This is a genomic window from Nocardia sp. PLKS1-43 (genome assembly GCF_059510335.1).
On the sequence record NZ_JCAJZQ010000009.1, the window covers coordinates 257,594 to 282,726 of the forward strand.

At 67.8% G+C, this 25,133-nt stretch carries 23 protein-coding genes; 15 read left to right on the forward strand and 8 right to left on the reverse strand.

Annotated features, from left to right (window positions below):
* Positions 1-43: 43 nt before the first annotated feature.
* Together AC5WS7_RS28655 and AC5WS7_RS28660 are read right to left on the reverse strand one after the other, a co-directional pair.
* Complete coding sequence (locus tag AC5WS7_RS28655) at positions 44-304, reverse strand: YbdD/YjiX family protein (RefSeq protein ID WP_495957696.1); 261 nt, start codon at positions 302-304, stop codon at positions 44-46.
* Positions 301-2,640, reverse strand: a complete 2,340-nt coding sequence (locus AC5WS7_RS28660; protein ID WP_495957697.1) for a carbon starvation CstA family protein — start codon at positions 2,638-2,640, stop codon at positions 301-303. Before AC5WS7_RS28660 ends, AC5WS7_RS28655 begins: the two co-directional genes overlap by 4 nt.
* A gap of 297 nt (positions 2,641-2,937) precedes the next feature.
* Between AC5WS7_RS28660 and AC5WS7_RS28665 the strand changes: the two genes are divergently transcribed.
* The 4 genes from AC5WS7_RS28665 (at position 2,938) to AC5WS7_RS28680 (ending at position 6,399) form a co-directional block, all read left to right on the forward strand.
* Positions 2,938-4,200 carry an ABC transporter substrate-binding protein gene (locus tag AC5WS7_RS28665; protein WP_495957772.1) on the forward strand — a complete coding sequence of 421 codons (1,263 nt, stop codon included), beginning with the start codon at positions 2,938-2,940 and terminating at the stop codon, positions 4,198-4,200.
* Entirely contained in the window at positions 4,197-5,111 is a 915-nt protein-coding gene (locus tag AC5WS7_RS28670; RefSeq protein WP_495957698.1) for a carbohydrate ABC transporter permease, read from the forward strand. Before AC5WS7_RS28665 ends, AC5WS7_RS28670 begins: the two co-directional genes overlap by 4 nt.
* A complete protein-coding gene (locus AC5WS7_RS28675) occupies positions 5,111-5,272 on the forward strand; it encodes a hypothetical protein (protein WP_495957699.1) in 162 nt (53 codons plus the stop codon). The genes AC5WS7_RS28670 and AC5WS7_RS28675 overlap by 1 nt, the downstream gene beginning before the upstream one ends.
* Before the next feature lie 113 nt (positions 5,273-5,385).
* Entirely contained in the window at positions 5,386-6,399 is a 1,014-nt protein-coding gene (locus tag AC5WS7_RS28680; protein WP_495957700.1) for a methyltransferase, read from the forward strand.
* A gap of 173 nt (positions 6,400-6,572) precedes the next feature.
* On the opposite strand, the gene AC5WS7_RS28685 is transcribed toward AC5WS7_RS28680, so the two are convergent.
* Positions 6,573-9,251, reverse strand: a complete 2,679-nt coding sequence (locus AC5WS7_RS28685; RefSeq protein ID WP_495957701.1) for a tetratricopeptide repeat protein — start codon at positions 9,249-9,251, stop codon at positions 6,573-6,575.
* A gap of 328 nt (positions 9,252-9,579) precedes the next feature.
* Between AC5WS7_RS28685 and add the strand changes: the two genes are divergently transcribed.
* Positions 9,580-10,833 (forward strand): adenosine deaminase, encoded by a 1,254-nt coding sequence (add, locus tag AC5WS7_RS28690; protein WP_495957702.1) that lies wholly within the window; start codon positions 9,580-9,582, stop codon positions 10,831-10,833.
* Between the two features lie 13 nt (positions 10,834-10,846).
* Here the strand turns inward: add and AC5WS7_RS28695 are convergent, their stop codons facing one another.
* The gene (locus AC5WS7_RS28695; protein ID WP_495957703.1) at positions 10,847-11,578 is read right to left on the reverse strand and encodes an IclR family transcriptional regulator; all 732 of its coding nucleotides are present in this window, start codon (positions 11,576-11,578) and stop codon (positions 10,847-10,849) included.
* A gap of 98 nt (positions 11,579-11,676) precedes the next feature.
* Here AC5WS7_RS28695 and AC5WS7_RS28700 point away from each other — a divergent pair, with 98 nt between their 5' ends.
* From AC5WS7_RS28700 to AC5WS7_RS28720, 5 genes are all read left to right on the forward strand, one after another.
* Positions 11,677-12,111, forward strand: a complete 435-nt coding sequence (locus tag AC5WS7_RS28700) for a nuclear transport factor 2 family protein (RefSeq protein ID WP_495957704.1) — start codon at positions 11,677-11,679, stop codon at positions 12,109-12,111.
* Positions 12,112-12,222: 111 nt separating this feature from the next.
* A complete protein-coding gene (locus AC5WS7_RS28705; protein WP_495957773.1) occupies positions 12,223-12,984 on the forward strand; it encodes an SDR family NAD(P)-dependent oxidoreductase in 762 nt (253 codons plus the stop codon).
* Entirely contained in the window at positions 12,977-13,771 is a 795-nt protein-coding gene (locus tag AC5WS7_RS28710) for an SDR family NAD(P)-dependent oxidoreductase (RefSeq protein ID WP_495957705.1), read from the forward strand. Before AC5WS7_RS28705 ends, AC5WS7_RS28710 begins: the two co-directional genes overlap by 8 nt.
* Positions 13,768-15,222, forward strand: coding sequence for an FAD-dependent oxidoreductase (locus AC5WS7_RS28715; protein ID WP_495957706.1), 1,455 nt, complete (start codon positions 13,768-13,770; stop codon positions 15,220-15,222). Before AC5WS7_RS28710 ends, AC5WS7_RS28715 begins: the two co-directional genes overlap by 4 nt.
* A gap of 39 nt (positions 15,223-15,261) precedes the next feature.
* Positions 15,262-16,587 (forward strand): MFS transporter, encoded by a 1,326-nt coding sequence (locus tag AC5WS7_RS28720; protein WP_495957707.1) that lies wholly within the window; start codon positions 15,262-15,264, stop codon positions 16,585-16,587.
* 223 nt (positions 16,588-16,810) lie between these two features.
* Here the strand turns inward: AC5WS7_RS28720 and AC5WS7_RS28725 are convergent, their stop codons facing one another.
* Positions 16,811-17,488, reverse strand: a complete 678-nt coding sequence (locus AC5WS7_RS28725) for an IclR family transcriptional regulator (RefSeq protein WP_495957708.1) — start codon at positions 17,486-17,488, stop codon at positions 16,811-16,813.
* Positions 17,489-17,694: 206 nt separating this feature from the next.
* Positions 17,695-18,528, reverse strand: coding sequence for a hypothetical protein (locus AC5WS7_RS28730; RefSeq protein WP_495957709.1), 834 nt, complete (start codon positions 18,526-18,528; stop codon positions 17,695-17,697).
* Positions 18,529-18,614: 86 nt separating this feature from the next.
* On the opposite strand from AC5WS7_RS28730, the gene AC5WS7_RS28735 reads away from it, so the two are divergent.
* Together AC5WS7_RS28735 and fahA are read left to right on the forward strand one after the other, a co-directional pair.
* Positions 18,615-19,814 carry a homogentisate 1,2-dioxygenase gene (locus AC5WS7_RS28735; RefSeq protein WP_495957710.1) on the forward strand — a complete coding sequence of 400 codons (1,200 nt, stop codon included), beginning with the start codon at positions 18,615-18,617 and terminating at the stop codon, positions 19,812-19,814.
* A 52-nt stretch (positions 19,815-19,866) separates the two neighbouring features.
* Positions 19,867-21,078: a fumarylacetoacetase gene (gene fahA, locus AC5WS7_RS28740; RefSeq protein ID WP_495957711.1), complete on the forward strand. Its 1,212-nt coding sequence runs from the start codon at positions 19,867-19,869 to the stop codon at positions 21,076-21,078.
* A gap of 177 nt (positions 21,079-21,255) precedes the next feature.
* On the opposite strand, the gene AC5WS7_RS28745 is transcribed toward fahA, so the two are convergent.
* Positions 21,256-22,269 (reverse strand): alcohol dehydrogenase catalytic domain-containing protein, encoded by a 1,014-nt coding sequence (locus AC5WS7_RS28745; RefSeq protein WP_495957712.1) that lies wholly within the window; start codon positions 22,267-22,269, stop codon positions 21,256-21,258.
* A 371-nt stretch (positions 22,270-22,640) separates the two neighbouring features.
* Between AC5WS7_RS28745 and AC5WS7_RS28750 the strand changes: the two genes are divergently transcribed.
* From AC5WS7_RS28750 to AC5WS7_RS28760, 3 genes are all read left to right on the forward strand, one after another.
* Positions 22,641-23,291: a chymotrypsin family serine protease gene (locus tag AC5WS7_RS28750; RefSeq protein WP_495957713.1), complete on the forward strand. Its 651-nt coding sequence runs from the start codon at positions 22,641-22,643 to the stop codon at positions 23,289-23,291.
* A gap of 377 nt (positions 23,292-23,668) precedes the next feature.
* On the forward strand, positions 23,669-24,025 hold the full coding sequence (locus AC5WS7_RS28755) for an ArsR/SmtB family transcription factor (RefSeq protein ID WP_495957714.1): 357 nt from the start codon (positions 23,669-23,671) through the stop codon (positions 24,023-24,025).
* 2 nt (positions 24,026-24,027) lie between these two features.
* Positions 24,028-24,513 (forward strand): SRPBCC family protein, encoded by a 486-nt coding sequence (locus tag AC5WS7_RS28760; protein ID WP_495957715.1) that lies wholly within the window; start codon positions 24,028-24,030, stop codon positions 24,511-24,513.
* 292 nt (positions 24,514-24,805) lie between these two features.
* On the opposite strand, the gene AC5WS7_RS28765 is transcribed toward AC5WS7_RS28760, so the two are convergent.
* The gene (locus AC5WS7_RS28765; RefSeq protein WP_495957716.1) at positions 24,806-25,117 is read right to left on the reverse strand and encodes an EthD family reductase; all 312 of its coding nucleotides are present in this window, start codon (positions 25,115-25,117) and stop codon (positions 24,806-24,808) included.
* Positions 25,118-25,133 lie beyond the last annotated feature (16 nt).

Sequence of the window (25,133 nt, forward strand, 5' to 3'; positions counted from 1 at the left end):
CAGGCTGCGCGTCCGCACGCTAGCGGAAAACGGACGTATATGCTCAACAGCAGCGGGTGGCCGGATTGCGTTCGGCGGCGGCATACCGGTCGCGCCAGTATTCCCGTTCGGTCGGGACCGGATGCCCGGGATGGTTGCGCCGCAGATGTTCCACGTACCGCGCGTAATCCCGCCCGCCCAGAATCGCATTGACGTATCCGGCCGCGGACCGGGCCGCGCGCAGCAGAGCGCGCGCGGCCCGCATCGTGTTCGGCCGCGCTCCCCGGACTCCGGGGCTCGCGTCCGGGATCGGTGCGCAGGTCATTCCGCGGCCACCGGATGCGCCGCGCCGGGCACGGTGACCTTACCGGCCTTCACCAGCTCGTCCCATTCTCGCTGCACCTCCCGCTCGGTCTTGGAGGCCACGAAACCGCTGGGCCCGAAGATCTTCGAGGGCACCTCCGCGGTCTCGGTGGTCTCACTGCCGCCGCGCCGCAGGGCCCGGATGCACACCAGCACACCGATCACCGCGACGATCAGCACCAGCACCGCGAACACGATCGACAGCGTGCCCTGGATGAAGCTGTTGCGGATGACCTTGTCCATATCGTGCATGTTCTTCGCCGGGGAGAGGACCTTCCCGGCGTCGCGGGCGGCGCTGTAGACGCTGTGCTGCTTGAAGTAGCCCAGATTCTTGTCGGCGGAGAAGATCTTCTGCCACGACGCGGTCATCGTCACCACCAGATCCCAGATCAGCGGCAGCGCGGGAATCCACGCCCACTTGACCAGGCCCTTCTTCACCACGATGACCAGCACCACGGTCAGCGCGATCGCGGCGAGCAGCTGATTGGCGATGCCGAACAGCGGATACAGCGTGTAGATGCCGCCGAGCGGGTCGGTCACGCCCATCAGCAGCACCGAACCCCAGCCCGCGACCACGAGCGCCGAGCAGAGCCACGCGCCCGGCCGCCAGGACGGATCGGAGAATTTGCGGGCCGGCCCGCCGAGGTTGCCCAGGGTGTCCGAGAGCATGAACCGCGCGACGCGCGTACCGGCGTCGATCGTGGTGAGGATGAACAGCGCCTCGAACATGATCGCGAAGTGGTACCAGAACGCCTTGAGCGAGGAGCCGCCCAGAAACCCTTGCAGCACATGGGACATGCCGACCGCGAGCGTCGGCGCGCCACCGGTTTTGGACAGCAGCGAACTCTCGTCGACGCTCTTGGCCTCGTTGATCAGATCGGTGCCGGTGATCGGGGCGCCACCCAGATTCATTCCGTTGATCTTCTTGGCCGCGGCGTCGGCGGTGGCCTGCGCGATCTGGGCGGGCGAGGCTCCGGCGGGCAGACCGGGCGGCGTGGCGGTCAGGCCGCCGGTGTTGATCGCGAAGAACACGTGCTGGTCGATGATGCTGGCCGCGATGATCGCCATCACCGCGACGAACGACTCCATCAACATGCCGCCGTAGCCGATCATGCGTGCCTGGGACTGTTTCTCCAGCAGTTTCGGCGTGGTGCCCGAGGACACCAGTGCGTGGAATCCGGACAGCGCGCCGCAGGCGATGGTGATGAACAGGAACGGGAACAGGCCACCGGCGACGGCCGGACCCTTGCTGTTACCGGCGAACTGGGAGATCGCGGGGGCCTTCAGCACCGGCATGGTGATCAGCACGCCGACCGCCAGCAGCACGATGGTGCCGATCTTCATGAATGTGGACAGGTAGTCGCGCGGCGCGAGCAGCAACCACACCGGCAGCACCGAGGCGACGAAGCCGTAGATGATCAGAATCCAGGAGATCGTGGTGCCGTCCATCGTGAAAGCCGAACGGCCCCAGCCGGAATCGCCGACCCACTTACCGGCCACGATGGCGAGCAGCAGCAGCACGAAACCCGCGATGGAGATCTCGCCGACCTTGCCCGGCCGCACATAGCGCAGATACAGACCCATCAGCACGGCGATCGGAACCGTCATCGAGATCGAGAACACGCCCCACGGGCTGCCGCCGTGCAGGTGCCCGTCCGCGCCCTTGGTGGCGGCCAGGGCGTTCACCACGACGATGCCGAGGACCGCCAGCAGGATCACCATGATGGCCAGCACCGCGACCAGCGCCGCGATACCGCCGACCACGCCGAGTTCGTCGCGGGCCATCTGCCCGAGACTGCGGCCGCGGCGTTTGACCGAGGCCCACAGCACCAGATAGTCCTGCACCGCACCGGCGAGTACGACGCCGACCACGATCCACAGCGTGCCCGGCAGATACCCCATCTGCGCGGCGAGCACCGGTCCGACCAGCGGGCCCGCACCGGCGATGGCGGCGAAGTGGTGACCGAACAGCACCCGCCGGTCCATCGGCATGTAATCGGTGCCGTTCTCCAATTCCTCGGCGGGCGTGGCGATGTCGTCGCGCGGCTGGGTGATCCGATTCGCGATCAGCCGGGAGTAGAACTGGTAGGCGATGATGTAGGTGCACACCGCGGCCACCACGATCCACACCGCGTTGACGTTCTCGCCCCGGCTGATGCCCAGCACCGCCCAGCCGACGGCGCCCAAGATCGCGATGACGAGAAATATCGCCTTCTTCGCCGGGCTGATGGGTGAGCGGTCCACGACCCCGACCGGAGGCAGGTCGGGGTCGGTCCGGAGGTATTCGATCGTCGCCATGCGAGTAGCTCTCCCGTGGTCATGTACGGGTCCGACATTCGGAAATCGGACATGGGCAGTTTGCCACGGCGGACCGACAGGCAGGGGCGGTAACGAGTGGATCCGGTGCGGGAAGCGTTGTCCGTGCGTGTGCTGCTTCGGGATATTCGGGCTCGACCGTAAGCTGCGCGTGCTGTTCTATTGGATTGCTGATGTTTTGCCCGATCGGGTGCGTCTGGGCCGGCCGATACCTCGCCGCCGATCGGGCCGACGAGGAGGTCCGTGATCCCGGTACGCCGCCGAACCCTGCTCGGATCGATGCTCGCCGCACCGATCCTGGCCGGTTGCGGCGGCGCCGACGAGGACGCGGTGACCTTCTTCTTCCAGGCGCGGCCGCAGGAGGCACGCGCCCGTATGCGGGTGATCGCCGCCTTCGCCGAACAGCATCCGCAGATCCGGATTCGCACCCTGATGTCCGGTCCGGATCCGTTGCAGCAGATGCTCACCTACTGCGCCGGGGGCAAATGCCCGGACGTGCTGATGGCCTGGGAACTGCTGTTCGCGGGCCTGGCCGACCGCGGGGTGCTGCTGGATCTGCGCTCCATGCTGGATCGCGATCCGCACCACGCGGAGACGCTGCGAGCGGACAGTTATCCGACGCTGTACGAGACGTTCGACTACGGCGGCGGGCAGTACGCGCTGCCCGAGCAGTGGTCCGGGGTGTTCCTCTACTACAACCGGAAGCTGTTCTCCCAGGCCGGAATTCAGCCTCCGGCCCGCTGGTCGCAGCCGTGGACCTTCGAGCAGTTCCTCGCGGCGGCACGGGCTACCACCCGCCGGGACGGTCGCGGGCGGGTGCGGCAGTGGGGTTTCACCGACGCCTGGGTGCCGTACTGTTCGGCGGCCTGCTTCGGAATGAACAACGGCGCGCAGTGGTTCAGCCCGCCGGAAGCGCCGACCCACACCGATATCGGCGATCCGCGCTTCGCCGAGGGCCTGCAGTTCTACGCCGATCTCGCGGTGCGGCACGGGGTCGCGCCGGATGTCGGTGATCGGCTGTCGGATTCGGCCGCGGATCTGTTCGCCCAGGGCCGCGCGGCCATGGTGCTCGGCGGGCATTGGCTCTATTCGGAATTCGTCGAACAGGACGATCTGGATTTCGACATCACCGTGCTGCCGGTCGGCCCGCACGGCGGGCCGGGTGCGATCACCGACGTCGGGTGCACAGGACTGGCGATCGCAGCGAACAGTCCGCGAAGCGAAAAGGCCTGGGAGTTCGTGAAATTCGCGACCGGGCCGGTCGGGCAGGCGATCATCGCCGAATCGGGGCTGTTCGTTCCGGTCCTGCGTTCGGCCATGGACTCACCGGGATTCGCCGCGGCGCACACCCGGATCGGCAATCTCGAGGTGTGCACCGGCGGGCCCGCGGCCTCGCGCACGATGGTGACGACCCCGGCGTGGGGGAAGGTCGAATCGCTGATGTCGCGCGGCTGTGACCGGGTATTGCGCGGTGCGGCGCAGGCGGATTCACTGGGCGCGATGGCCGGGGACATCGATGCGCTGCTGCGAGCGCCCACGTGAGCGGTGCGCACACTCGCGCCCGGCCGGCACGCCGCCGGTCCGCGCTGGACCGGCGGCGATCGCGAGCCGGAATATCCTTCATCGCACCGAATCTGGTCGCGGTCGGGCTGTTCATGCTGTTCCCCCTGGGCTTCTCGCTGTATCTGAGTTTCCACTCGTGGGACCTGTTCGGGCCCATGCGATTCACCGGGCCGGCCAACTACCGCGAGCTGTTCGCCGATCCGATGTTCTACATCGCGCTGCGCAACACCGCGATCTTCACGGCGCTGACGCTGGTTCCGACGGTCGTGATCAGCCTCGGCGTGGCGGCCGCGCTGAACCGGAAACTGAAGGGAATCGTGCTGTTTCGCACCGTGGTGTTCCTGCCGCTGGTCGCCTCGACGGTCGCCATGGCGGTGGTGTGGCGATTCCTGTTCATCACCGACGACGGTGCGATCGACATCGCGCTGGGCTGGATCGGGGTGCGGCCGGTGCCCTGGCTCACCGATCCCGGATGGGCGCTGCTCTCGTTGAGCATCGTCACGGTGTGGAAGGGCGTGCCGTTCGCGACCGTGATCCTGCTGGCCGCAATGCAAGCGGTGCCCGAAACGCTGTACGAGGCCGCGACGATCGACGGGGCCGGGCCGTGGCGGCGGTTCCGGTCCATCACGCTGCCGCTGTTGCGCGGCGCGCTCTCGTTCGTCGTCGTGATCACCGTGATCAACACGGTGCAGGCGTTCGATCAGGCCTATGCCTTGACCGATGGGAACGGCGGGCCCGAAACCGGCACCTATGTCTTGGGAATCATGTTGTTCCAGAACGCTTTCCGATTTTATCACGTCGGTTATGCGGCCGCGCTGGCCTGGGTGGTGTTCGCGCTGCTGCTGGTGCTGACCGTGCTGCAACTGCGACTGTCCCGGCGCGATATGTGATGCACGGCACACGCCGGCGGCTGTCACGAATCGCGAACGGCACCTATCTGCCGTTCAAACCCATCGGCGGAATCCGCAAGGGACGGCCGAACGCGGAAGATCTGGCCGCCGCGCGCGTCTTCGCCGAAGGGCTGCGCGATCGGATCGCCGCCCGGCCCTGAGATGCGGCGCTCGAGCCGACCTGGCGTGCCGGTTGTGAGCCTGCCCGAACGGCGGCGGAGATAGATTGAACGTGCCATCGGGTGAGCGGGAAATCGTCGAGCGAGGAGGCCCTGTGACCGAGGAGACGACCGGGTGGGGCGGAGGCCTGTGGGCGGCGGCCGATCTGGTGACGCCGATGTCGATCCGGGTGGCCGCGACCCTGCGGCTCGCCGATCACATCGCCGCGGGCACACGCACGCCTGATGCGCTGGCCGAGGCCGTGCATGCCGATTGCGACGCGCTCAGCCGGGTGCTCGCCCATCTGGTGTCCGCCGGAGTCCTGATTCGCGCCGAGACAGGCGAATTCGACCTCACCTCCCTCGGCGAGCATCTGCGCGACGACGATCCGCAGGGCCTGCGCCCCTGGCTCGATCTGGAGGGTGCGATCGGTCGCGCCGATCTGTGCTTCGTCCAGCTGTTGCACACCGTCCGCACCGGTGAGGCCGCATTTCCGCGGCAGTTCGGGCGGCCGTTCTGGGACGATCTGGCGGCCGATCCCGCGCGTGCGGAATCCTTCGACGCCATCATGGGCGCCCGTCTGGTCGCGGACGCGGATCTGGTCGCCGCGGCCTATCCGTGGGGTGAGCTGGAACATGTCGTCGATGTGGGCGGCGGCAACGCCAGTCTGCTGATCGCGTTGTTGCGCGCCCACCACGAGCTGCGCGGCACGGTGGTCGACCTGCCCGGACCGGCCGCCCGCGCCACCGAGACCATCACCGCGGCCGGCCTGCAACACCGGGCCGACGCGCTGGCGGGCAGCTTCTTCGAACCGCTCCCGTCCGGCGCGGGCGGTTACGTCCTGTCCGGTGTCCTGCACGACTGGGACGATCCGCACGCCGCCCGCATCCTCGAACGATGTGCCGAGGCCGTGGCCCCGACCGGCAGGGTTCTGCTCGTGGACCACATCGACGCCACCCGCGGCGGCATCCCCGATACCGAGGGTGACCTGCGGATGCTCTGTTATGTGAACGGTCGCGAGCGCACCCTCGAACAACTGACCGCGCTCGCCGCCCCGACCGGCCTGCGCCTGGGCGAGGTCGTTCCAGCGGGAACGCGTTCGATAGTCGAGTTCCGCCCGAATTCCTGAGCGAGATCGTGCCGGGCGCAGCCCTATCGACCGGCCGCCGCGCATCGGCTGCGGTACGGGAGCCGGACGCGCCTGCGGCGCTGAGGTTTCCGGGAAGACCGGTGCACACGGGACGGCTCGGTCGCGTCGCCGGGGCGTATGCCGTGCGTGGATCGAATGGCGACTCGGCCCGACTACTCCTGTGGCACAGGGATTTGCGGGCCGGAGGTCCGGGCCCGGAGTTGGGCTTCGTAACTGTAGGCGAGGTGTTCGCGGGATTTGAGCGTGTCGGGGTGGTCGGGACCGAGCAGGCGTTCGCGGTCCTCGGCGGTGCGCGTGTGCGCCTCGATCGCCTCGACGAAACGGCCCGCGTCGTGATAGGCGACCGCGAGGTTGTTGCGGGCTATGAGGGTGTGCCGGTGGTCGGGGCCGAGTTGGCGTTCGCAATCGGCGAGCAGGCGTTCGAACAGTTCGGCCGCCTCGTTCGCGCGGCCGACCTCCGCATACCCGTGAGCCAGGCCGATGCGGGCGCGCTCGGAGAGCGGGTGATCCGGGCCGAGCACCCGCTCGCTGGTACTCAACGCCTGTTCGTACAGATCGGCGGCTTCGCTCGCGCGATTCGCCGCGGCCCGGTCCGAGGCCAGATTGATCGTGGAGTGCAGCGTATCGGGATGTTCCGGGCCCAGTACCCGCCGCCGGGCGGTCAGCAGCCGTTCGTCCAGCGCGGTCGCCTTGGCCACCTTGCCGGCCTCACGCAGGCAGGAGGCCAGAGAATCACAGGTGATCAGGGTGTCGCGGTGGTTGGAGCCGAGTAGCCGCTCACTGTCGGCCAGGCAGATCCGGTACAGCTCGATCGCGTCGTCCAGCCGCCCGTCCTCGCGATAGGCCAGGGCGAGGTTGTGCCGCGCGGTGAGCGTGTTCTTGTGGTCGGGTCCGAAGCCCTGCTCACTGTCGGCGAGGGTGCGTTCGTACAGGTCGATGGCTTCCACCATGCGCCCGGCCTCGCGATAGCAGCGCGCGAGACTGCCACGGAAGATCAACGTGTCGAGATCCTGTGGGCCGAAGGTGTTCTCGCTGTCGGTGAGCACCCGCTCGTACACGTCGATGGCCTGGGAGGACCGGCCCGCTTCGCGATACGCGCGGGCCAGATTTCCGGCGGAGATCAGCGTGTGCCGATGCAGCGGGCCCATCGCCCGTTCCCGGTCGACCAGGATCTTCTCGTAGCGCGCGATCACCTCGGCGTGCTCCTCGTCCAGGTCCGAATACGCACCGCCCGGGGCGATTCGGTCCGGTTCGGAGGCCGCGCTCGTCTCCTCGGGCCTTCTCGGGATAGGTGCGGTCGGATTGTCCTCGGGGCCCGCGGTTTCGGGGCCGGGTTCGGCCGTGGGTTCCGCTGCCATGGACTGTGGGTCGGCTCGGTGCCCCGCGGGCGTACCGTCGACGGGCGCGGTGGATTCGCCCGCGACCGCTGCCGCCGCTTCCGTCGTGTCGTCCAGGACCGGCTCGTCGATCGGATCGGACGGGGCCTGTGATTGCGCCGGCGGAGCATCCATGGGTTCGGAATCGGTTTCGCCATGCGATGTTTCGAGGCGGGTGGTCGGGGTGTTCGCGGTAGGTCCATCGGCGTCGGATGTCGCGGTGCCGAGGCTGGGTGATTGCATCGGTCCGGCTGCCGTGCTCCGGGTGATCGCGGTGGGCTCGCGGGCGACGAGCGGTTTCTCCGGTTCGGTCACGGTTGCGTCGGCGGCCCCGGGAGGTTCCGAATATGACTCGGCACTGGCCGTTTCCGGCAGTGCGGCGGCGGCATCCTCGGCGGCGAGGTCGGTTGGTCGCTGCGATCCGGTCGCGGTTGCCTCGGCGGCATCCGTATCTCCAGCCGACGTTTCGCTCTGCAACGTGTCGGCCTGCGAAAATTCGGCCACGGGCTCGTCGGTGATAGCGGGATGCGGCTCCGGCGCTGCCGGCTCGATGTCAGCTGTGGCGGTCTCGGAATGTGTCTCGTCGTACGGCGCTTCGAACTGGGCGGCGGTGGCTCGGACGGATTCCCCGGCGGGTTCGCCGCCGGGGGTGTCGTAGCCGGACTGCGTTGCGGCCGTACCGCTCCGGGATTCGGCTTCCGCCGCGGGCTCGTCGTGCGAGAGCAACTGGGAAGCCTTGTGGCGCACCCGCGTCACGAGGCCGGGGCCGGACTCCCCGGCATCGGGCGGTGTCGGTGACCCGGTGCTGGGTTCTTCTCCGGTCACGGCTCCGGAATCGCGCTCGCCCAGCGCTTCCGGAGCACCTGCCACAGCAGTCCGGACCGGTGCAGGCGACGCCGGCGCCTCGTCGCCGGACGCGGCCATGGCGTTGTGCGCATCGGATGCCGGCGCGGCGGAGGCGAGTTCGGAATCGGCAGCCGGTTCCGGGCCGGCACTGTGCTGGAAAGCTGCCGAGTCGGTATGCCAATGCGGCTCAGCCGATTCCGTCTCGGGAATGTGCGCAGGTTCGGGAACGTTCTCGCGCAATGATTCCGCCGATTGCGCGCCGGTATCCGGGAACGGGATCGACAGGGTGTCGGCGTTGTTCTCCTCCTGCGACTCCGATTCGGGGACCACCGCGAACTCGCCCCGAGCCGGCTCGCCCAGAAGGGGTTGCAGGGTGAGTTTCAGTGTGTGCGTGGTGGTTCCGGCGGTCTCGGGCGTCTGCGGGCCGACCACGTGGAAGCGCGGCTCGCCCGCATCGGTATCGATCAGCAGCCGTACGGTCAATTCGGCCGCGCGCGCCTCGTACCCGCCGGCCGGATCATCGGTCATGGCGGTGAGTTCCCGAGTGAGCGCCCGTAGCACGTCGGGCAACGGAATCGTCTCGGTTACCGCAATCCGGTCGTCGGTCATGATCATCCCCTTGCCGGAACTCGAGTGGACATCCGCAGGCGGCGGTCGTTCGAGTTTATCGTGCCGGGTGCCCGCGGCCGCTCGCCGAGGACCCCAAACAGACTGTACGGCAGGGGTTCTCGGGCCGATAGCGCTGCGTGTGGTAGTGGCGGTCGTTTGGCAGCTCAAGGGCGTTGTTCACCCGCCGGGCGCAACGGGCCGGTGAGCAGGGCGTGGCGTGATCTTCCCAGTGCGGAGCGGTTCCGGGCATCGGCGCAGACTTGAAGCAACGAAACCGGGATGAGGGTGACCGGCGCGGAAGACGAAGTGGTGGTGAACGGACCTCGTGGTGCTGATCTCCGATGATGTTGCGCAGGCGGCGATCCGGGCCGCGGAGGACCTGAGCAGCCGCTTCACGAGAGTGGCGGAGGCCGATGCCGAACACTGCCTCGGCCCCGTCGCCCGCCGGGCCGAGGACGCCGCGCGCCAACTGTCCGAAGCCGACAAGGGCATCGGCGCGGAGCTCGACGAGAACTCGTCGCTCACACATCGCAGCCGCTCAACCGACGGCCCGGTCGGTGGTTCGCACGATACCGGCGAACCGAACAGCGGCTCCTCGGAGCCGTATCCGAAGATCGAGCTGCACGTGCACCTCGAGGGGACGATTCGGCCGAAGTCGTTGCTGGACATGGCCAGACGCAACGGCGTGGAACTGCCCGCGGACAACGTCGAAGCGTTGTCCGAGCTCTACCAGTACCGCGACTTCGGCCACTTTCTCGAGATGTGGCGCACCACCACCGGAACCATGCGCACCGAAGACGACTTCCGCAGAGCCGTCGTCGATTACGCCGCGGAGGCCGAATCGCACGGCGTGCAGTACATCGAGGCGACCTTTTCGCCCATCAATCGCAACAAGTGGGACGACATCCCCTATCCCGCGATGTTCGACGGTGTCACCGACGGCATCACCGTGGCGGCCGAACGATACGGAGTCACCGTGCGAGCGATGCCCAGCTTGATCTGGGGCGTGCCGGGCGACCTGGCCGAGGACTGTGCCACCTGGGCGGTGCGGTATCGGGATCGAGGCATCGTCGGCCTGGACGCCGGTGGTAACGAACTCGCTCGCGGTGACATCGCACAGTTCGATCGTGCCGTGGCGATAGCCCGTGACGGTGGGTTGGGGATCGTGCCGCACGCCGGTGAAGCCGGGGGAGTCGAGGCCATCCGGGATGTCCTGCGCTGGAGTCCGGACGGGCTTCAGCACGGGATCGCGGCGGCCGCGGATCCGGCGCTGATGGCCGAACTCGTGGATCGCGGCATCGTGCTTCGCGTCACCCCCACCTCGAACGTGGGTACCCGGGTCGTTGCCGACATCTCCGAACACCCGCTTCCGCGACTGCGCGCGGCGGGTGTTCGTTGCAGCATCGGCACCGACGACCCGGCTCTGTTCAGTACCAGTCTGGACAAGGAATACGAGCTGGCCGAGCGACTCGGTGTCAGCCCTGCCGAGGCCTACCGCGCCGGAGTCGACGGCGCCCTGTGCGACAGCGAGGTGCGGCAGCGGTTGTACGAGGTGGGCGAGGCCGCGTTCGGTGAACGCTAGGCCGTCCTGAGCCCTAGCGCAGCAGGATCGCGCTGAGCCGCTGGGCGGCGGACCGGACGGCGGCGCCCAGGGTCTCCTCGTCCGCGGGGCCGGGATCGATGGGGGAGACGCCGATACTCGCGATCGCGGCCGAACCGCGGCCCGGGACCGCGGCCGAGACACCGCCCACGGACGGGACGAGTTCCCCGTGCGATACCGCGTACCCGCGCTCGCGGGCGCGGGTGACCTCCTCGCGCTCGCCGGGGACGGGAGGAAGCGCGGCCAGGATTGCCAGGCCCGCCGAACCACGGTCGATCGGGTCGAGCTGTCCGGTCTGGAAGGCGACGTGGATCCGGGCGTCGCGAGGTTCGACCACCATCAGGGCCCGCACCTGGGTCTCGCTCTCCCGGACGACCAGGTGCGCGGTGGCCCGCACGCCGTCGGCGAGTTCCTCCAGGACGGGACGGGCAAGGGCGCGCAGGTCCTGTTCCACCGGTTCGGCCAGGCGCACCAGGCCGAGCCCGAGGAAGACGCGCTTGAAATCGTCGCGCCGGCACAGGTGGTGGTGCTCGAGCGTGCGCACCAGCCGGTGCGCGACCGTGCGATGCACCCCGACCTGGTGCGCGATCTCGGTGATCGAGATGCCCTCGGTCCTGCGCGCGAGCAGCTCCAGGATCTGCAGTCCGTTGTGCAACGTCTTCGACATATCCGACCCGACATCGCCGCTGGTGGCCGCCGATTCCCCGGACGCCCGTAACTGAGGCATAGCTGAACTCCTTGACCGCTGTGACCTGAAGCACCTACAGTGTTCACATTTAACATGTTGCGTGCGATTATCGCACACTTTGGAGTTCTTGGAAAGTGATGTCACCGATTCCCGCCGTCGACGCAGGCACGGTCGCGGCCATTCATCAGCTCTATGCCCGGCAGAGCCGGGCGATCGACTCCGGCGCTGCCCAGGAGTGGGCGCGGACCTTCACCGCGGACGGTGAATTCCACTCGCCGACCTATCCGGACCCGGTAGTCGGCACGGCTGCCCTGACCGAGTTCGCGGCCGAATTCGATCGCGCGGCCCGTGTGGCCGGCGAGCGCCGCAGGCATGTCCTGAGCAACCTTCTGGTCGAGCGGGTCGACGCGCGGACCCTCGCGGTGAGCGCCTATCTGCAAGTGGTCACCACCCGCATCGGGGGCGAGGCCCGGCTCGCGCGTGTCACCACGATCGACGATCGGCTCACCCTCGTCGGCGATGACTGGAAGATCACCCGCCGCGCGGTCGAGCGGGACGACGCGCCGCGCTGAAAACCCTTCTGCCCCCGATTATTTCAAAGGAGAACACCCATGGCGACAGCAACCGGAGCCTCGAACCCGGGCCGGGTCGAGCACGATCGGATCGAGGTCGTGCACCCCGACATGGTGGGCAAGGCGGCGGTCGTGACCGGCGCCGCACGCGGAATGGGCGCGGTGTTCGCGGCCGGACTCGCCGCCCGCGGCGTGGACGTGCTGGGCGCGGACATCAACGACGAGCAGATGACGACCACCGCCGCCGCGATCGACGCCGACCTCGCGAACTCGGGCGTCGAGAAGCCGGGTCGCGTGCTCGCCGCGCGCGTCGACGTGACCTCCGCCGACGACCACGAGGCGCTGGCCCAGCGCGCGGTCGCCGAGTTCGGGCGACTGGACTTCTGGATCAACAACGCGGGCATCTTCCCGTTCGCCGAGGCACAGGACATCTCGCCCGAGCAGATCGCCGCGGTACTGGACGTCAACGTGGAGGGCGTGCTGTTCGGCGCGCAGGCCGCCGCGCGGCACATGCGTCCGGGCGGTGCGATCGTCAACATGTCCTCGGTGTCCGCGGTGCGGGTGCGCCGCGGCCGGGGCGCGTACTGCACCTCCAAGGCGGCCGTCGCGCATCTGACCGAATCGCTCGCGGTCGAACTGGGAGACAAGGGAATTCGGGTGAACTCGATCGCCCCCGGCTATATCGACACCGAGATGACCCGGTGGGTGCGCGAGGATCCGGCGGCGCTCGCGCACGCGCTCGACGTCGTGCCGCTGCATCGGCTCGGCTCGCCCGAGGAGGTCCTGGGCCCGCTGCTGTTCCTGCTCTCGGACAGCGCCCGATACGTCACGGGACATTCCATCGCCGTGGACGGCGGGTCCCGGCATGTCTGAGTCGCGAAGCATCGAAACGTATCCCGACGTCGTGCTGATCACCGGCGCGGCGCGGGGTATGGGCGCCAACCACGCGCGGGCGCTGGCCGCGCGCGGTGTGCACGTCTGCGTGGCCGACATCATCGACACCGCCGAGGTGATCGACGAGATCGAAGGTGCCGGCGGCAGCGCCTCGGCCCACCGGCTGGATGTCGCCGATCCGGCGGCCTGGGCCTGCGTGATCGACGAGATTCGTTCCGGCCCAGGAACTCTCGGTGGGTTGATCAACAACGCCGGCATCTCGCGCCGCCTGGAATTCATGGACACCCCGGACGAGATCTGGGAGCAGACCATGCGGATCAACCTGTTCGGCCCGTTCTACGGAATCAAGGCCGCGGCGCCGCTGATGCGCGAGCGCGGTGGTGGCTCGATCGTCAACATCTCCTCCATCGCGGGTCTGATCGGATATTTCTCACCGGCCTACTCGTCGAGCAAATGGGGCCTGACCGGACTGTCGAAATCGGCGGCCGGAGATCTCGCGAAATGGGGGATCCGGGTGAACTCGGTGCATCCGGGCCTGGTAGGCACGGATCTGGTGCGGGGAGCGGACGAGTTCGTCGCGGCCTCGCTGCGGAGCATTCCGGCGGGCCGAAAGGCGACCCTGGACGAGGTCACCGATGCGGTGCTGTTCCTGCTCTCGGACCGCTCCGGCTACATCACCGGCACCGAGGTCACCGTGGACGGCGGGCTGATCTCCAACGGCCTGTACCACCGCGTGCTCGCGGATGCGGAAGGAAAACTGTCATGAGCGAGGACTCCTGGGACGTCATCGTCGTCGGCGGTGGCGGCGCCGGACTGGCCGCCGCCGTGACCGCCGCCGAGCACGGCGCGACGGTGCTGCTGTTGGAATCGGAGACCGAACTCGGCGGTTCGACGCAACTGTCGGCGGGGTTGTTCACCGCGGCCGCGACCAGTGTGCAGCGCGCCCTCGGCATCGAGGACGACGCCGAGCGGTTCTTCCAGCACTACATGGACCTCAACCACTGGATGCTCAAACCGGGCCTGATCCGCACCTTCTGCGGACAGTCCGGACCGACGCTGGAATGGCTGATCGGCCTGGGTGTGGAGATTCCGGCCCGGATCTCCTCCAATGCCCACATGCCCGGTCTGTGCCAGGCCGGTGTGGAGGATGTCTGGCGTGGACACGTGCCGAAGGATCAGGGGTACGGCCTGATTCAGGTCCTGGACAAAGCGCGCCGGGCACACGGTATCGAGACCGTGCTGGCGACCCGGGCGCAGTCGCTGATCCGCGAAGACGGCCGCATCGTCGGCGTGGTCGCCGATGACGTCGAGGTGCGCGCGAATGCCGTGGTCGTCGCCAGCGGCGGCTTCGCCCGGGACGCGTCGCTGGTCGACGCGTACTTCCCTGCCGCGCGGGCGGCGGGGGAATCGCTGTTCGTGGTCGCGGCCCCCGGCAGCCGCGGCGACCACATCCGATTCGCCGAGGAAATCGGGTCGTCGGTGACCGGCCAGGGCTGGGGGCTGCTGCTGCCGACCGCCTACTTCCAGCGTCATCATCACTGGACCTCGGGATTTCCGCCGAAATCCCGGATCTACGTGAACGGCCTGGGGCGCCGGTTCATGGACGAGGACGCCTCCTACGCGGTCTCGACCGGGATCATGGCCGCCCAGCCCGGCGAGGTGTGGGCCGTATTCGACGAGACCGCGCGGCTGGGGCTGCCGTCGGGATACACCGATTGGATTCCCGAACGCGTTGCCGCCGAGGCCGACGCCGGGCGGACGCTGCGCGCGCGAACGCTCACCGAACTCGCCGACCGGATGGGCGTGCCCGCCGAGGCGTTGACGCACACCGTGACGCGCTGGAACCAGCAACTCCCGCACGGGAGTGACGAGGAATTCCTCCGCCATCACACCCTGGCGAACAAGGGGCCCTCGGCCGATCCCGCTCCGATCGCCCAGCCGCCCTACTTCGCGGTGCGGATGCTGCCCGCCGAATTGGTCTGCACCCATGCCGGTATGGAAATCGACAGCGCCGCAACGGTTCTGGACCGGAACGGTAATCCGGTGCCGGGCCTGTTCGCGGCGGGGGAAGCCGGCGCCGGAGTGCTCGGCCAACGTTACGTCGGCGGCGGAAACGCCGTCGCCAACGCACTCACCATGGGCCGGATCGCCGGCCGCAACGCCGCGCGTCTCGCGCGTCGTGGGACCTCCGCGGGCCGGGCACCGGCCGGAGTCTGATCGCATCGGGCCGGGCCCGATGGCAGCAAGGAATATCTCATGCACGGAATCGACACCCCCACATCGTCGTCGGACGCCGAATCCACTGCCGGACAAGGTAAGTCGATCGCCAAGGTCGTTCGCGCGGCCGTGGTCGGCACTGTCGTCGAGTACTACGACTTCGGTATCTACGGTTATATGGCGACCACCATCGCCGCGCTGTTCTTCGCCAAGGGCGATGACACCGCGGCGCTGCTGGGCACCTTCGCGACCTTCGCCGTGGCCTTCTTCCTGCGGGTGCCGGGCGGCATCATCTTCGGCCACGTCGGCGACAAGTACGGGCGCAAGCGCGCGCTGTCCTGGACCATCCTGCTGATGGTGGCCGCCACCGCGCTGATGGGATTGATGCCCACCTACCTGACGCTGGGCATCTGGGCCACGGTGGCCCTGGTCCTGGCGCGCTGCCTGCAGGGTTTCGCGGCGGGCGGCGAACTCGGCGGTGCGAACGCCTTCGTCTCCGAGTCCGCGCCGACCCACCGGCGCGCCACCTATACCGCGATGGTCAACTCCGGGACCTACCTCGGCTCGCTCGTCGCGTCACTGATCGCGCTCGCGATGACCTCGCTGTTCACCAAGGACGAGATCCTGCACTGGGCGTGGCGTATCCCGTTCCTGCTGAGCCTGCTGATCGGCGGGGTGGGCATCTGGATCCGCAACAGTATGGAGGAGACGCCGCAGTTCGACGAGATGGCCAAGAAGGGGGAGACCAAGAAGGTGCCGATCATGGAACTGCTGCGCAGTTCCGGCGGGCCGCTGGTGAAGATCGTGTTCCTGGGCGCCTTCATCACCGGCGGTTACTACATCGCGTCGGTGTACGCCGCGACGTATCTGCAGAAGAGCGGTCATCAGTCGTCCTCGGTGGCGTTCCTGTCCACCTCGCTGGCGCTGGTTCTCGGCGTCGCCACGCTGCCCATCGCCGGCGCCGCGGCCGACCGCTACGGCCGTCGGCCGGTGCTGATCGGCGGCAGTGTGGCCGGTGTGGTGCTCGGTGTGCCGATGTTCATGCTGATGGCCGGCGGCAGTGTGTGGCAGGCGATATTCGGGCAATCGGTGCTCTTCATCGCGGTGTCGGTGGTCAACGCGGCCTCATATGTGAGCTATGTCGAGATGCTCAAGGCATCGGTCCGCTACAGCGGTCTGGCATTGGGCAACAACATCACGAACATGCTGCTGGGCGGCACCGCGCCGTTCATCGCGACGTGGCTGATCGACGTCACCCGCAATAGTCTCGCGCCCGCGGGCTACTTCGTGTTCTGCGCTGTCCTCACCCTCGCGGCGGCGCTGTTCGTGCGGGAGACCAAGGGGATCGAGCTGGCGGTGGACTGAACCGGTTGTCACCGGATCCGGACCGGGCGTTCGTGAGGGGGCACCCGGTCCGGCGGCCGTATTTCCCAGTGGACGTGTCCCGGCGCATGGCGTGTGGGGGTGAACCGGCTCTTACCGCGCCCTTGATGTCGCTCTCGGCGGGTGTGTTCTCGGGGGTGCCCGTCGAAATACCAGGTGTTTCCGGCGAGGGATCTCGAGCGAGATCTCCGGCCGGGAGGTCGCATCACCCGGTGAACGCGCCGATCTCCCGAACCGCGTCCAGCAGCGGCTGCCGTGCGTTGCGGACGGTGTCCTCGTGATTCGTGACGATGTTGATCGCCGCGAGCCCGCCCCATCCGGGCAAGGGCGCGGCGATGGCGTGCGCCCCGGCGTTGAGTTCACCGTGGGTTACGACGAAGCCCTGCGCACGCGCGGTCGCGACCCGATCGGGCTCACCCGGTTGGGGCGGTCCGGCGGCGAGGGCGGCGACCCCGCCCGCGCCGCGATCGAGCGGATCGCGATTGCCGAGTCGATAGGAGAATCGCGGGCCGTAGCTCGGCGGTTCGGCGACCAGGGTGGTGACCGCGTATCCCTCGGCCACCTCCACCAGTGATGCGGTCGCGTCGACCGTGCGGGCCAGGCGTTCGAGAACGGGCTGGGCCACCTCGCGCAGCCGCGGGCGGGCCAGGCCCAGCAGATCCGATACCGCCGGGCCGATCCGGTAGGCCCCGGCGTCGTCGCGCACGGCGAAACCGGTGCGCTGCAACGAGGTCAGCAATCGTGTGGTGATGGAGCGATGCAGTCCGCACGCCGTGACGACCTGTGCGGTGGTCAGACCGTCGGGATGACGGCTCAGCTCGACCAGTACCGCCAGGCCGCGTTCCAGCGTCTGCGCACCATCGTTCGGTTCTGCCCGTGTCACGGGGGCCATTGTTCTCTCTCCGTCCGTTCGCGCGATCTTCGGTCCTCGGGGCGGTGGATCGGCTGCTCGGCTTCGGTCGCGGTCGGGACGGTGGTCCGGCGTCGACGTGGTCGGGTCGTACCGGTTGTTCGACGGGCGAGTAGTTCGAGCACGGTCGCTCGCCGGGGGAGGTCGAGCGTCGAGTTATCCGGTAGTGGTCGAGATGTTCAGTCGTCGAGCAGTCCGAGTGCGGCCAGGTCCTCGTAGGGTTCCACGACGCTGCACGAGCCGTAGGAGATGAACAGCGTTCTGGGGGTCGCGTCGGCGGTATCGCCGAGTGCGCCGGCGAGCGTTGCGGGATTCCGTTCGGCGAGAAGCGCTGTGAGCGTGTCGTTTTCGGCGTCGGCGAGTGCGGCGCGTGCGGCACCCAGCACGTTGAGGAAACCGTGCTGCTCGAATCCGGTTGCCGCGTCGGTGTGCCGGAGCGCATTGTGCAGTCCCGCAGTGCATTTGAACGGTGTGTCATGGCGCGCGGCGTCGCCGATCCAGGTCGCCAGTTCGGACTCGTCCGGGAACGCGTCGGCCTGGGTGCCGCCGGTGCGGAATTTCAACCGCAGGCCGTTCGCGGCGACGGCGGCGAGGACTTCGGGCCACTCCGGATGAGTCGGGCGCGGCACTTCGACATACGTCGTGATGTCCCGGCGATCGTGCTTCGCGATGGCGTCGACCTGCGGAGTCAGTGGCCGTGATCGGTCCAGTTTGACCTCCAGCGCCCGCACCGCCACGCGATGCCCGCCAGCCGTGCCGATCGTTTCGGCCACAGCGTCCGGGGTCGGGACCACGATGCTGACCGGCAGGGGTTCGGGAAACACCTCGGGCGTCGCCAGCCGTGCGGCGGCCGCGACGTCGCCGGTTCCGAGCACGAATGGGCCCACGAGCGCTTGCGGGCGCGAATTCCGATGTGCGGCATGGGCGATGACGGCCTCGGGCAGCGGCAGCGATCCCGGCGGATAGATCGCGGCATCGTCGACGAGGGCGGCAAACAGCTTCGGGATTGACATGGGTCACACTCTAGCGCAGTATGGTCGATAATAGGTCATCTTATGACCGTTTATAGAACACATTCTGTCGAGCATCGAGGTGAGCTATGGCGTACTACCGACGCGTGGGGGACGTACCGGGCAAGCGGCACACGCAATTCCGGGACAGCGCGGGTGCGCTCCGATACGAGGAGCTGATGGGTGAGGAGGGGTTCACCTCCGACTCCTCGCTGCTGTATCACCGCACGATCCCCTCGGCGATCGTGGGCAGTGAGGTCTGGGACCTGGGGGACCAGTCCACCCGGCCGAACCATCCGATGAAACCCCGTCACCTGCGGCTGCACGATCTGTTCGACGTCGGCGCGGCCGCCGGGATCGATGCGGTCACGGGCCGGCGGCTCGTCCTGGGCAACGGCGATGTGCGGATCGGCTACGTGGTGGCCGGCGTGGCGTCGCCGTACTACCGCAACGCGATCGGCGACGAATGTGTCTACGTCGAGTCCGGACAGGGGGTCGTCGAGACGGTGTTCGGCGTATTAGCTTATCGTACAGGAGATTTCGTCATCATTCCGCGGGCGACCACGCATCGGTGGGTGCCCGATACCGCCGAGGGGCCGAGCCGGTTGTACCCGATCGAGGGCAACAGCCACATCGCGCCGCCGAAGCGCTACCTGTCGCGTTTCGGGCAGCTGCTGGAGCACGCGCCGTACTGCGAGCGCGACCTGTACGGGCCCCGGCAGCCGCTGCTCGTCGACGGTACCGATGTCGAGGTGCTGATGAAGCATCGCGGCGCGGACGGGATCGTCGGTACCCGCTTCACCTATGCCGATCACCCGTTCGACGTCGTGGGCTGGGACGGCTGCCTCTACCCGTACACGTTCAACGTCGAGGATTTCATGCCGATCACCGGCAAAGTCCACCAGCCGCCGCCGGTCCACCAGGTCTTCGAGGGTGAGAATTTCGTGGTCTGCGCGTTCGTGCCCCGCAAGGTGGATTACCACCCGCTGTCGATCCCGGTGCCCTACTACCACTCCAATGTCGACTCCGACGAGGTCATGTTCTACGTCGGCGGCGATTACGCGGCCCGCAAGGGCTCCGGTATCGGGAGCGGCTCGGTGTCGCTGCATCCCGGCGGCCACGCGCACGGGCCGCAGCCGGGCGCGATGGAGGCGTCGATCGGCGTGCAGCAGGTCGACGAGCTGGCGGTGATGGTCGATACGTTCCGCCCGCTCGACCTCGGTGAGGCCGCCACCGCGAGCGACGACGGCGGCTATGCCTGGGCGTGGGCCGGACGGACGATCGAGTGAGCGCGAACGATCCGGAGCGTATGAACAAGCGAACTCGTGGAGAGGTGACCCGATGACCGCCGCCGAACGCCTGGCGACCGCAGGCTTCGACATCAACCATCTGCCGTACGGATCGTTCTCGACCGCCGAGTCCGGCCCGAAACTCGGTGTGCGCCTGGGTGATCACGTCTTGGGTGTGGCTGCGCTGCTGGGCCACGCCGGTGCCGCGCCCGATGACGTCGCGGCCACGAATGCCGCCAATCTCGACACGCTGCTCACCCGTGACCGGGCGGCCTGGGATCGGGTCCGTACCGGTGTCGTCCGGGCTCTGACCGATGCCACTGTAGCCGAAACCGTTGTTGCCGAGGCGATTCCGCTGTCGGAGGTAATGCTGCACCTGCCGTTCACCGTCGCCGACTACGTCGACTTCTACGGCAACGAGTTCCACGCCGCCAACGTCGGCCGGATCTTCCGTCCCGGACAGCCGCCGCTGACCCCGAACTGGAAGCATCTCCCCATCGGCTACCACGGCCGAGCGGGCACCATCGTCCCCAGCGGCACGGAAATCCCGCGCCCGAAAGGGCTTCGCCCCGAACCCGATGGGACACCCACCTTCGGGCCGAGCCGTCGCTTGGACATCGAGGTGGAGATGGGTTTCGTCCTGGGATCGGCTGTCCCGCAAGGGCAAGTGCCACTGACCGACGCCGACGACCACATCTTCGGCCTGACCCTCACCAACGACTGGTCCGCCCGCGACATCCAGGCCTTCGAATACGTCCCTCTGGGCCCGTTCCTGGCCAAATCCTTCGCCACCTCGATATCCGTCTGGGTGACTCCCCTGGCCGCGCTCGACCGGGCGCGCACCGCCCCGCCGCCACGAGACACACCCCTGGCTCCCTACCTGGACGACTCCGCCACTCCCGCCTGGGCTTTCGACATCGAGGTCGATGTCGTCCTCAACGGTGAAGTGGTCTCCACCGCCCCCTACGCCACGACCTACTGGACCGCGGCCCAGATGCTCGCCCACATGACCGTCAACGGCGCAGGCCTGCGTCCGGGCGACTTCTTCGCCAGCGGCACCATCTCCGGTCCCCGGCCCGACCAACGCGGCTCCTTCCTCGAAATCACTTGGGGCGGAACCGAACCCCTGTCCCTGTCCGACGGCACCGAAATCTCGTTCCTCCGGGACAACGACGAAGTAACCCTCCGAGCCCGAGCCGCCGGGGCCGACGGCACAACCCTCACTCTCGGCGAAACCACCGGACGCATATTGCCTTCTCGCTGAACGGGTTTCGTGATCTCGCCGAGCGCGGAACCCGGCTGCAGTTCCGGGCGGATGTGCCCGATACCTTCCGCCTCGGCGAAACCAATGCTTGCGTATTACCTTTTCGCTGAACGGGTTTCGTGATACCGCCGGGGCGGAACCCTGCGTCAGCTCAGGGGTCGGATGTGCCTGATCGGGTCACATCGTGAGGACCATGCGGTAGCGGGCGCGTCCCTGTTCCATATCCGCATAGGCTTCGGCGGCCCGCTCCAACGGAAGTTCCTGGGTTCGGGCCCGCACGCCGGATCGGACCGCGAAGTGCATCGTTTCCTCGACATCGCGGGCGGTTCCGGACGGGTGGCCGACAATGCTCAGTCCCGCGGTGATCAACTGCATCGGGCTGATCGGCAGTGGGTCTGCCGTGACGCCGATGGTGATCAGTTCACCGCGCGGCGTGAGTCCGCCGACCGTCTGGGCCATGGCCTTGCTGCTGGCCGCGGTGCCGAGGACGACGGCCGCACCGCCCAGTCGGCGCAAGGCGTCGCCGACGTCCTCGGCATTCGAATCGATGTAGTGGTGGGCGCCCAGCTCACGGGCATCCTCGGCCTTACCCGCTCCGCGAGCGATCGCGATCGTCTCGAAGCCCATCGCACGAGCGAACTGGACGCCGAGGTGCCCGAGCCCGCCGATGCCCAGGATCGCGACGCGGTCGCCGGGCGTCGCCCTGCTCTCGCGAAGCGCGTGGAAGGTGGTGACTCCGGCACAGCCCATCGGCGCGGCCTCCGGCAGCGAAAGGCCGTCCGGGATGCGGGCCAGTGCGTTGGACGGCACCGTCACCGACTCGGCGTATCCGCCGGGGTAGTGCCAGCTGGGGACCTGCATATTCGCGCAGTGGATGAAGTCGCCCTTGCGGCACGGAACGCATACGGCACAGTTGCCGCCGAACCAGCCCACCGCGACCCGGTCGCCGACGGCGAAGTTGTCCACCCCCGCCCCGACTTCGGCGATGGTTCCGGCGATCTCGTGCCCCGGCGTCAGCGGCCAGGACAGCCCCGGAAATCCGCCACCGACGAACGCCCGGTCGGTACCGCAGACCCCGCACGCCGCCACTTTGATGCGCACATGATCGCGAGCCGGTGACGTCGTATCGACATCGGCCAGTTTCAGCGCCTCACCGGCGGATCGGACGTGAACAGCCTGATGAGTGGACATCTGCAATCCTCGCTTTCCTCGGGGAACTGGTAGGCCTTCGAGGAGCGGCGGGCGTCGGCGGAGGGACCGGATTACCGAACTCCCGAAGGACGTGGTGTTACTCGGCAATGCGGGTTGACAGTTGTTCCTGGACGATTATCCGCCGTCGGACCGCATCGGCCGCAGGTTCCGCGTCCTGTGCCGAAAATGAGCTCGTGACCTCGTTGTCGCCGGATCGCCGTGTCAACCGCCCGGTGAGCGTCCGCCGCACGGATCACGTGAAAGACTGGTCGACAGGAAGCGCCACAGGTTCGACGTAACGGCAGCGGGATCTTCCGGCAGGCTCGGAGGGACCTCTGCCCCGCCAGGTGAAATCTGCATCAGGAGCTACCGTGAGACGATCGATCGCGGCGATCGCCGCAGCAATCACACTGACCGGGCCGGGAATCGGCGCCGCGAACGCGAGAAGCAACGAACCAGCGGTCGGCCCCGGAACCTCGATCGGGCTGTGCACCATCACCACCGCCGGCCACGACGCTCACGGCAACGCGGTTGCGCTCACGGCCGGACACTGCATGCTCGGCGGCGGCGAGACGGTCTATGCGCTCGGCATCGGGAAGATCGGCCACTACGCCACCTGGAGCTCGAAATGGGCGCCACTACAGTCCGACGGTTCCGACGACTGGGCAGTTATCGCGCTGGACCGAGGTGTGCGCGTCTCGGCCGTGGCGCCGAACGGTGCGAAACTCGATCACTTCGCTACGCCGGTGGTCGGCCGGCGAATGACCAAGTACGGCCAGATCAGCGGCACCACCACAGGCACCCTCGCGGTGATCGCCAACAACGTCCTGGAGTCCGGCACCGCTTCGCTCGTAGGCGATTCGGGCGCCCCCGCCTACCAGGGGACCGGGATCGTCGGACTCATGTCGGTCATCACCCCGCTCACGCCCGCCCACCTGTTCTGGTACTCCGGTATCGCGGGCATCCTGCGCGAGCTGAACTCCCGGCCCGGCGCCGTCGGCTACGGATTCACGATCGGATGAGCTTGTGTGAGTGGGGATTTCCCGCTGAGCCGAGGGTGGCGGATGTCATTGCGGGGCTGCCGGTGTGTCCCGAGTCGTCGATGATCTCTAGTTCGGCATCGGGCCGGACTGGGGCGAGTTCCCCCTGGTTCCACTGGATCCGATTGCCGTCGCCGACATCCAGCGGTCCCGACTCATAGGGCTTGATCACGGAAACGGTTGTCGCGCTTTGGGAAGGGACGCAATCCGCAACGGTAGTCGTGCGGCTGCGGTGTGCGCATCGATCGGAGTGACGTGGCCGCGCTGCGCCCGGAGCCCGGGGCGAGGCGAGGCGGCATTGCCCTGGTAGATGCGGCGACTCTTGACAACCTACAACCGATTGGTTGTATATTATTCCCGTGACCGAGTCGGACGAGGAGGACAGGGCCGACGCTCTGTTCCACGCGCTCGCCGACCGCACCCGGCGCGACATCATGCGCCGGGTGCTGGCCGGAGAGCATTCGGTCTCCGCTCTCGCCGCGAAGTACGACATGAGCTTCGCGGCAGTGCAGAAGCACGTCGCCGTCCTGGAGAGGGCCGGCCTGCTCAGCAAGCGGCGCGACGGTCGCGAGCAGTTGGCCAGCGGCGACGTGACGGCAGTGCGATCGGTGGCGTCCATGCTCAGCGAATTGGAGCAAGTCTGGCGTGGCCGCATCGCGCGCATCGACGAGCTGATCGCATCCGACCCCCCACCGCGCCACAGTCAGAAGGAGTAACAATGCCCGTCATCGACGTCCAGCACGACCTGGACTCCCGCACCCTGACCATCACCGCCGAATTCGCCGCCGCGGTGCAGCGGATCTGGCAGATCTACGCCGACCCGCGTCAGCTGGAAAAGATCTGGGGCCCACCGACATACCCGGCAACCGTCGTCGACCACAACCTCACCCCCGGCGGCCTGGTGACCTACTTCATGACCAGCCCGGAGGGCGAGAAGTTCGCCGGCTACTGGAAAGTCACGGCCGTCGACGAGCCGCACAGCTTCTCGTTCGAGGATGGATTCGCCGACCTGGATTTCAACCCGAACACGGATCTGCCTGTCTCCCAGAACCTTTACACGTTCACCGAACAAGACGGCCGAACCCGCGCCGTATACGCGAGCACCTACGAAACCGCGGAAGGGCTGCAAAAGGTCCTGGAGATGGGCATCATCGAGGGCGCCAGCGCCGCGATCGGCCAGATCGACGACTTCCTCGCCGCCTGACCCCCGGACAGCCGGTCGCGCAGCGAAGCTCTACGCGGCCGGCGCTATCGCGGGCCGGTGTTCCGATCATTGGCGAGTAAATACGAAAGCCGTTGAGTTCCAGCTCATCTCGGGCATGAACTCAACGGCAGTTTTTCTTGTGCCTCGTGACATGTCGTGCGGTCGAGCGGACTCGGACTTCGGGCGAGGAGCCGAAGTACTCGCGCAGCGGATCGGTGTATGCCCGACGCTGTCGGCCGGTCGCAAAGCCCAGCAACGGGCGAGATCCGTACAGGTCGTCGCCGTGCTGCCCTCAGCAGGTGCCGTTCTGCACCGGATAGTGGATGACGACCGCACCACCGGTGGCGTAGTTGGCGACATCGGCAGTTACCTGCCGGCCCTGCGGGGACTCCCTCGCCGCGGTCATTGCCGCAGCGTCAGCGAACTCGGCCTCGAAAACCGCGAAGTACGGCGTCTGTCCCTGCGTCGCCGCCACTTCGAAGCTGTAGCGATACGCGAGCAGGCCGGGCATGCGCGCGACCAGCGGGAGGTGATTGTTCACGTAGTAGTCGCGGAAGTGGTCGGGATCTGCGGGCTCGGGATACAGGACCATCAGCTTGTGCATGACAACCTCCGTTCAG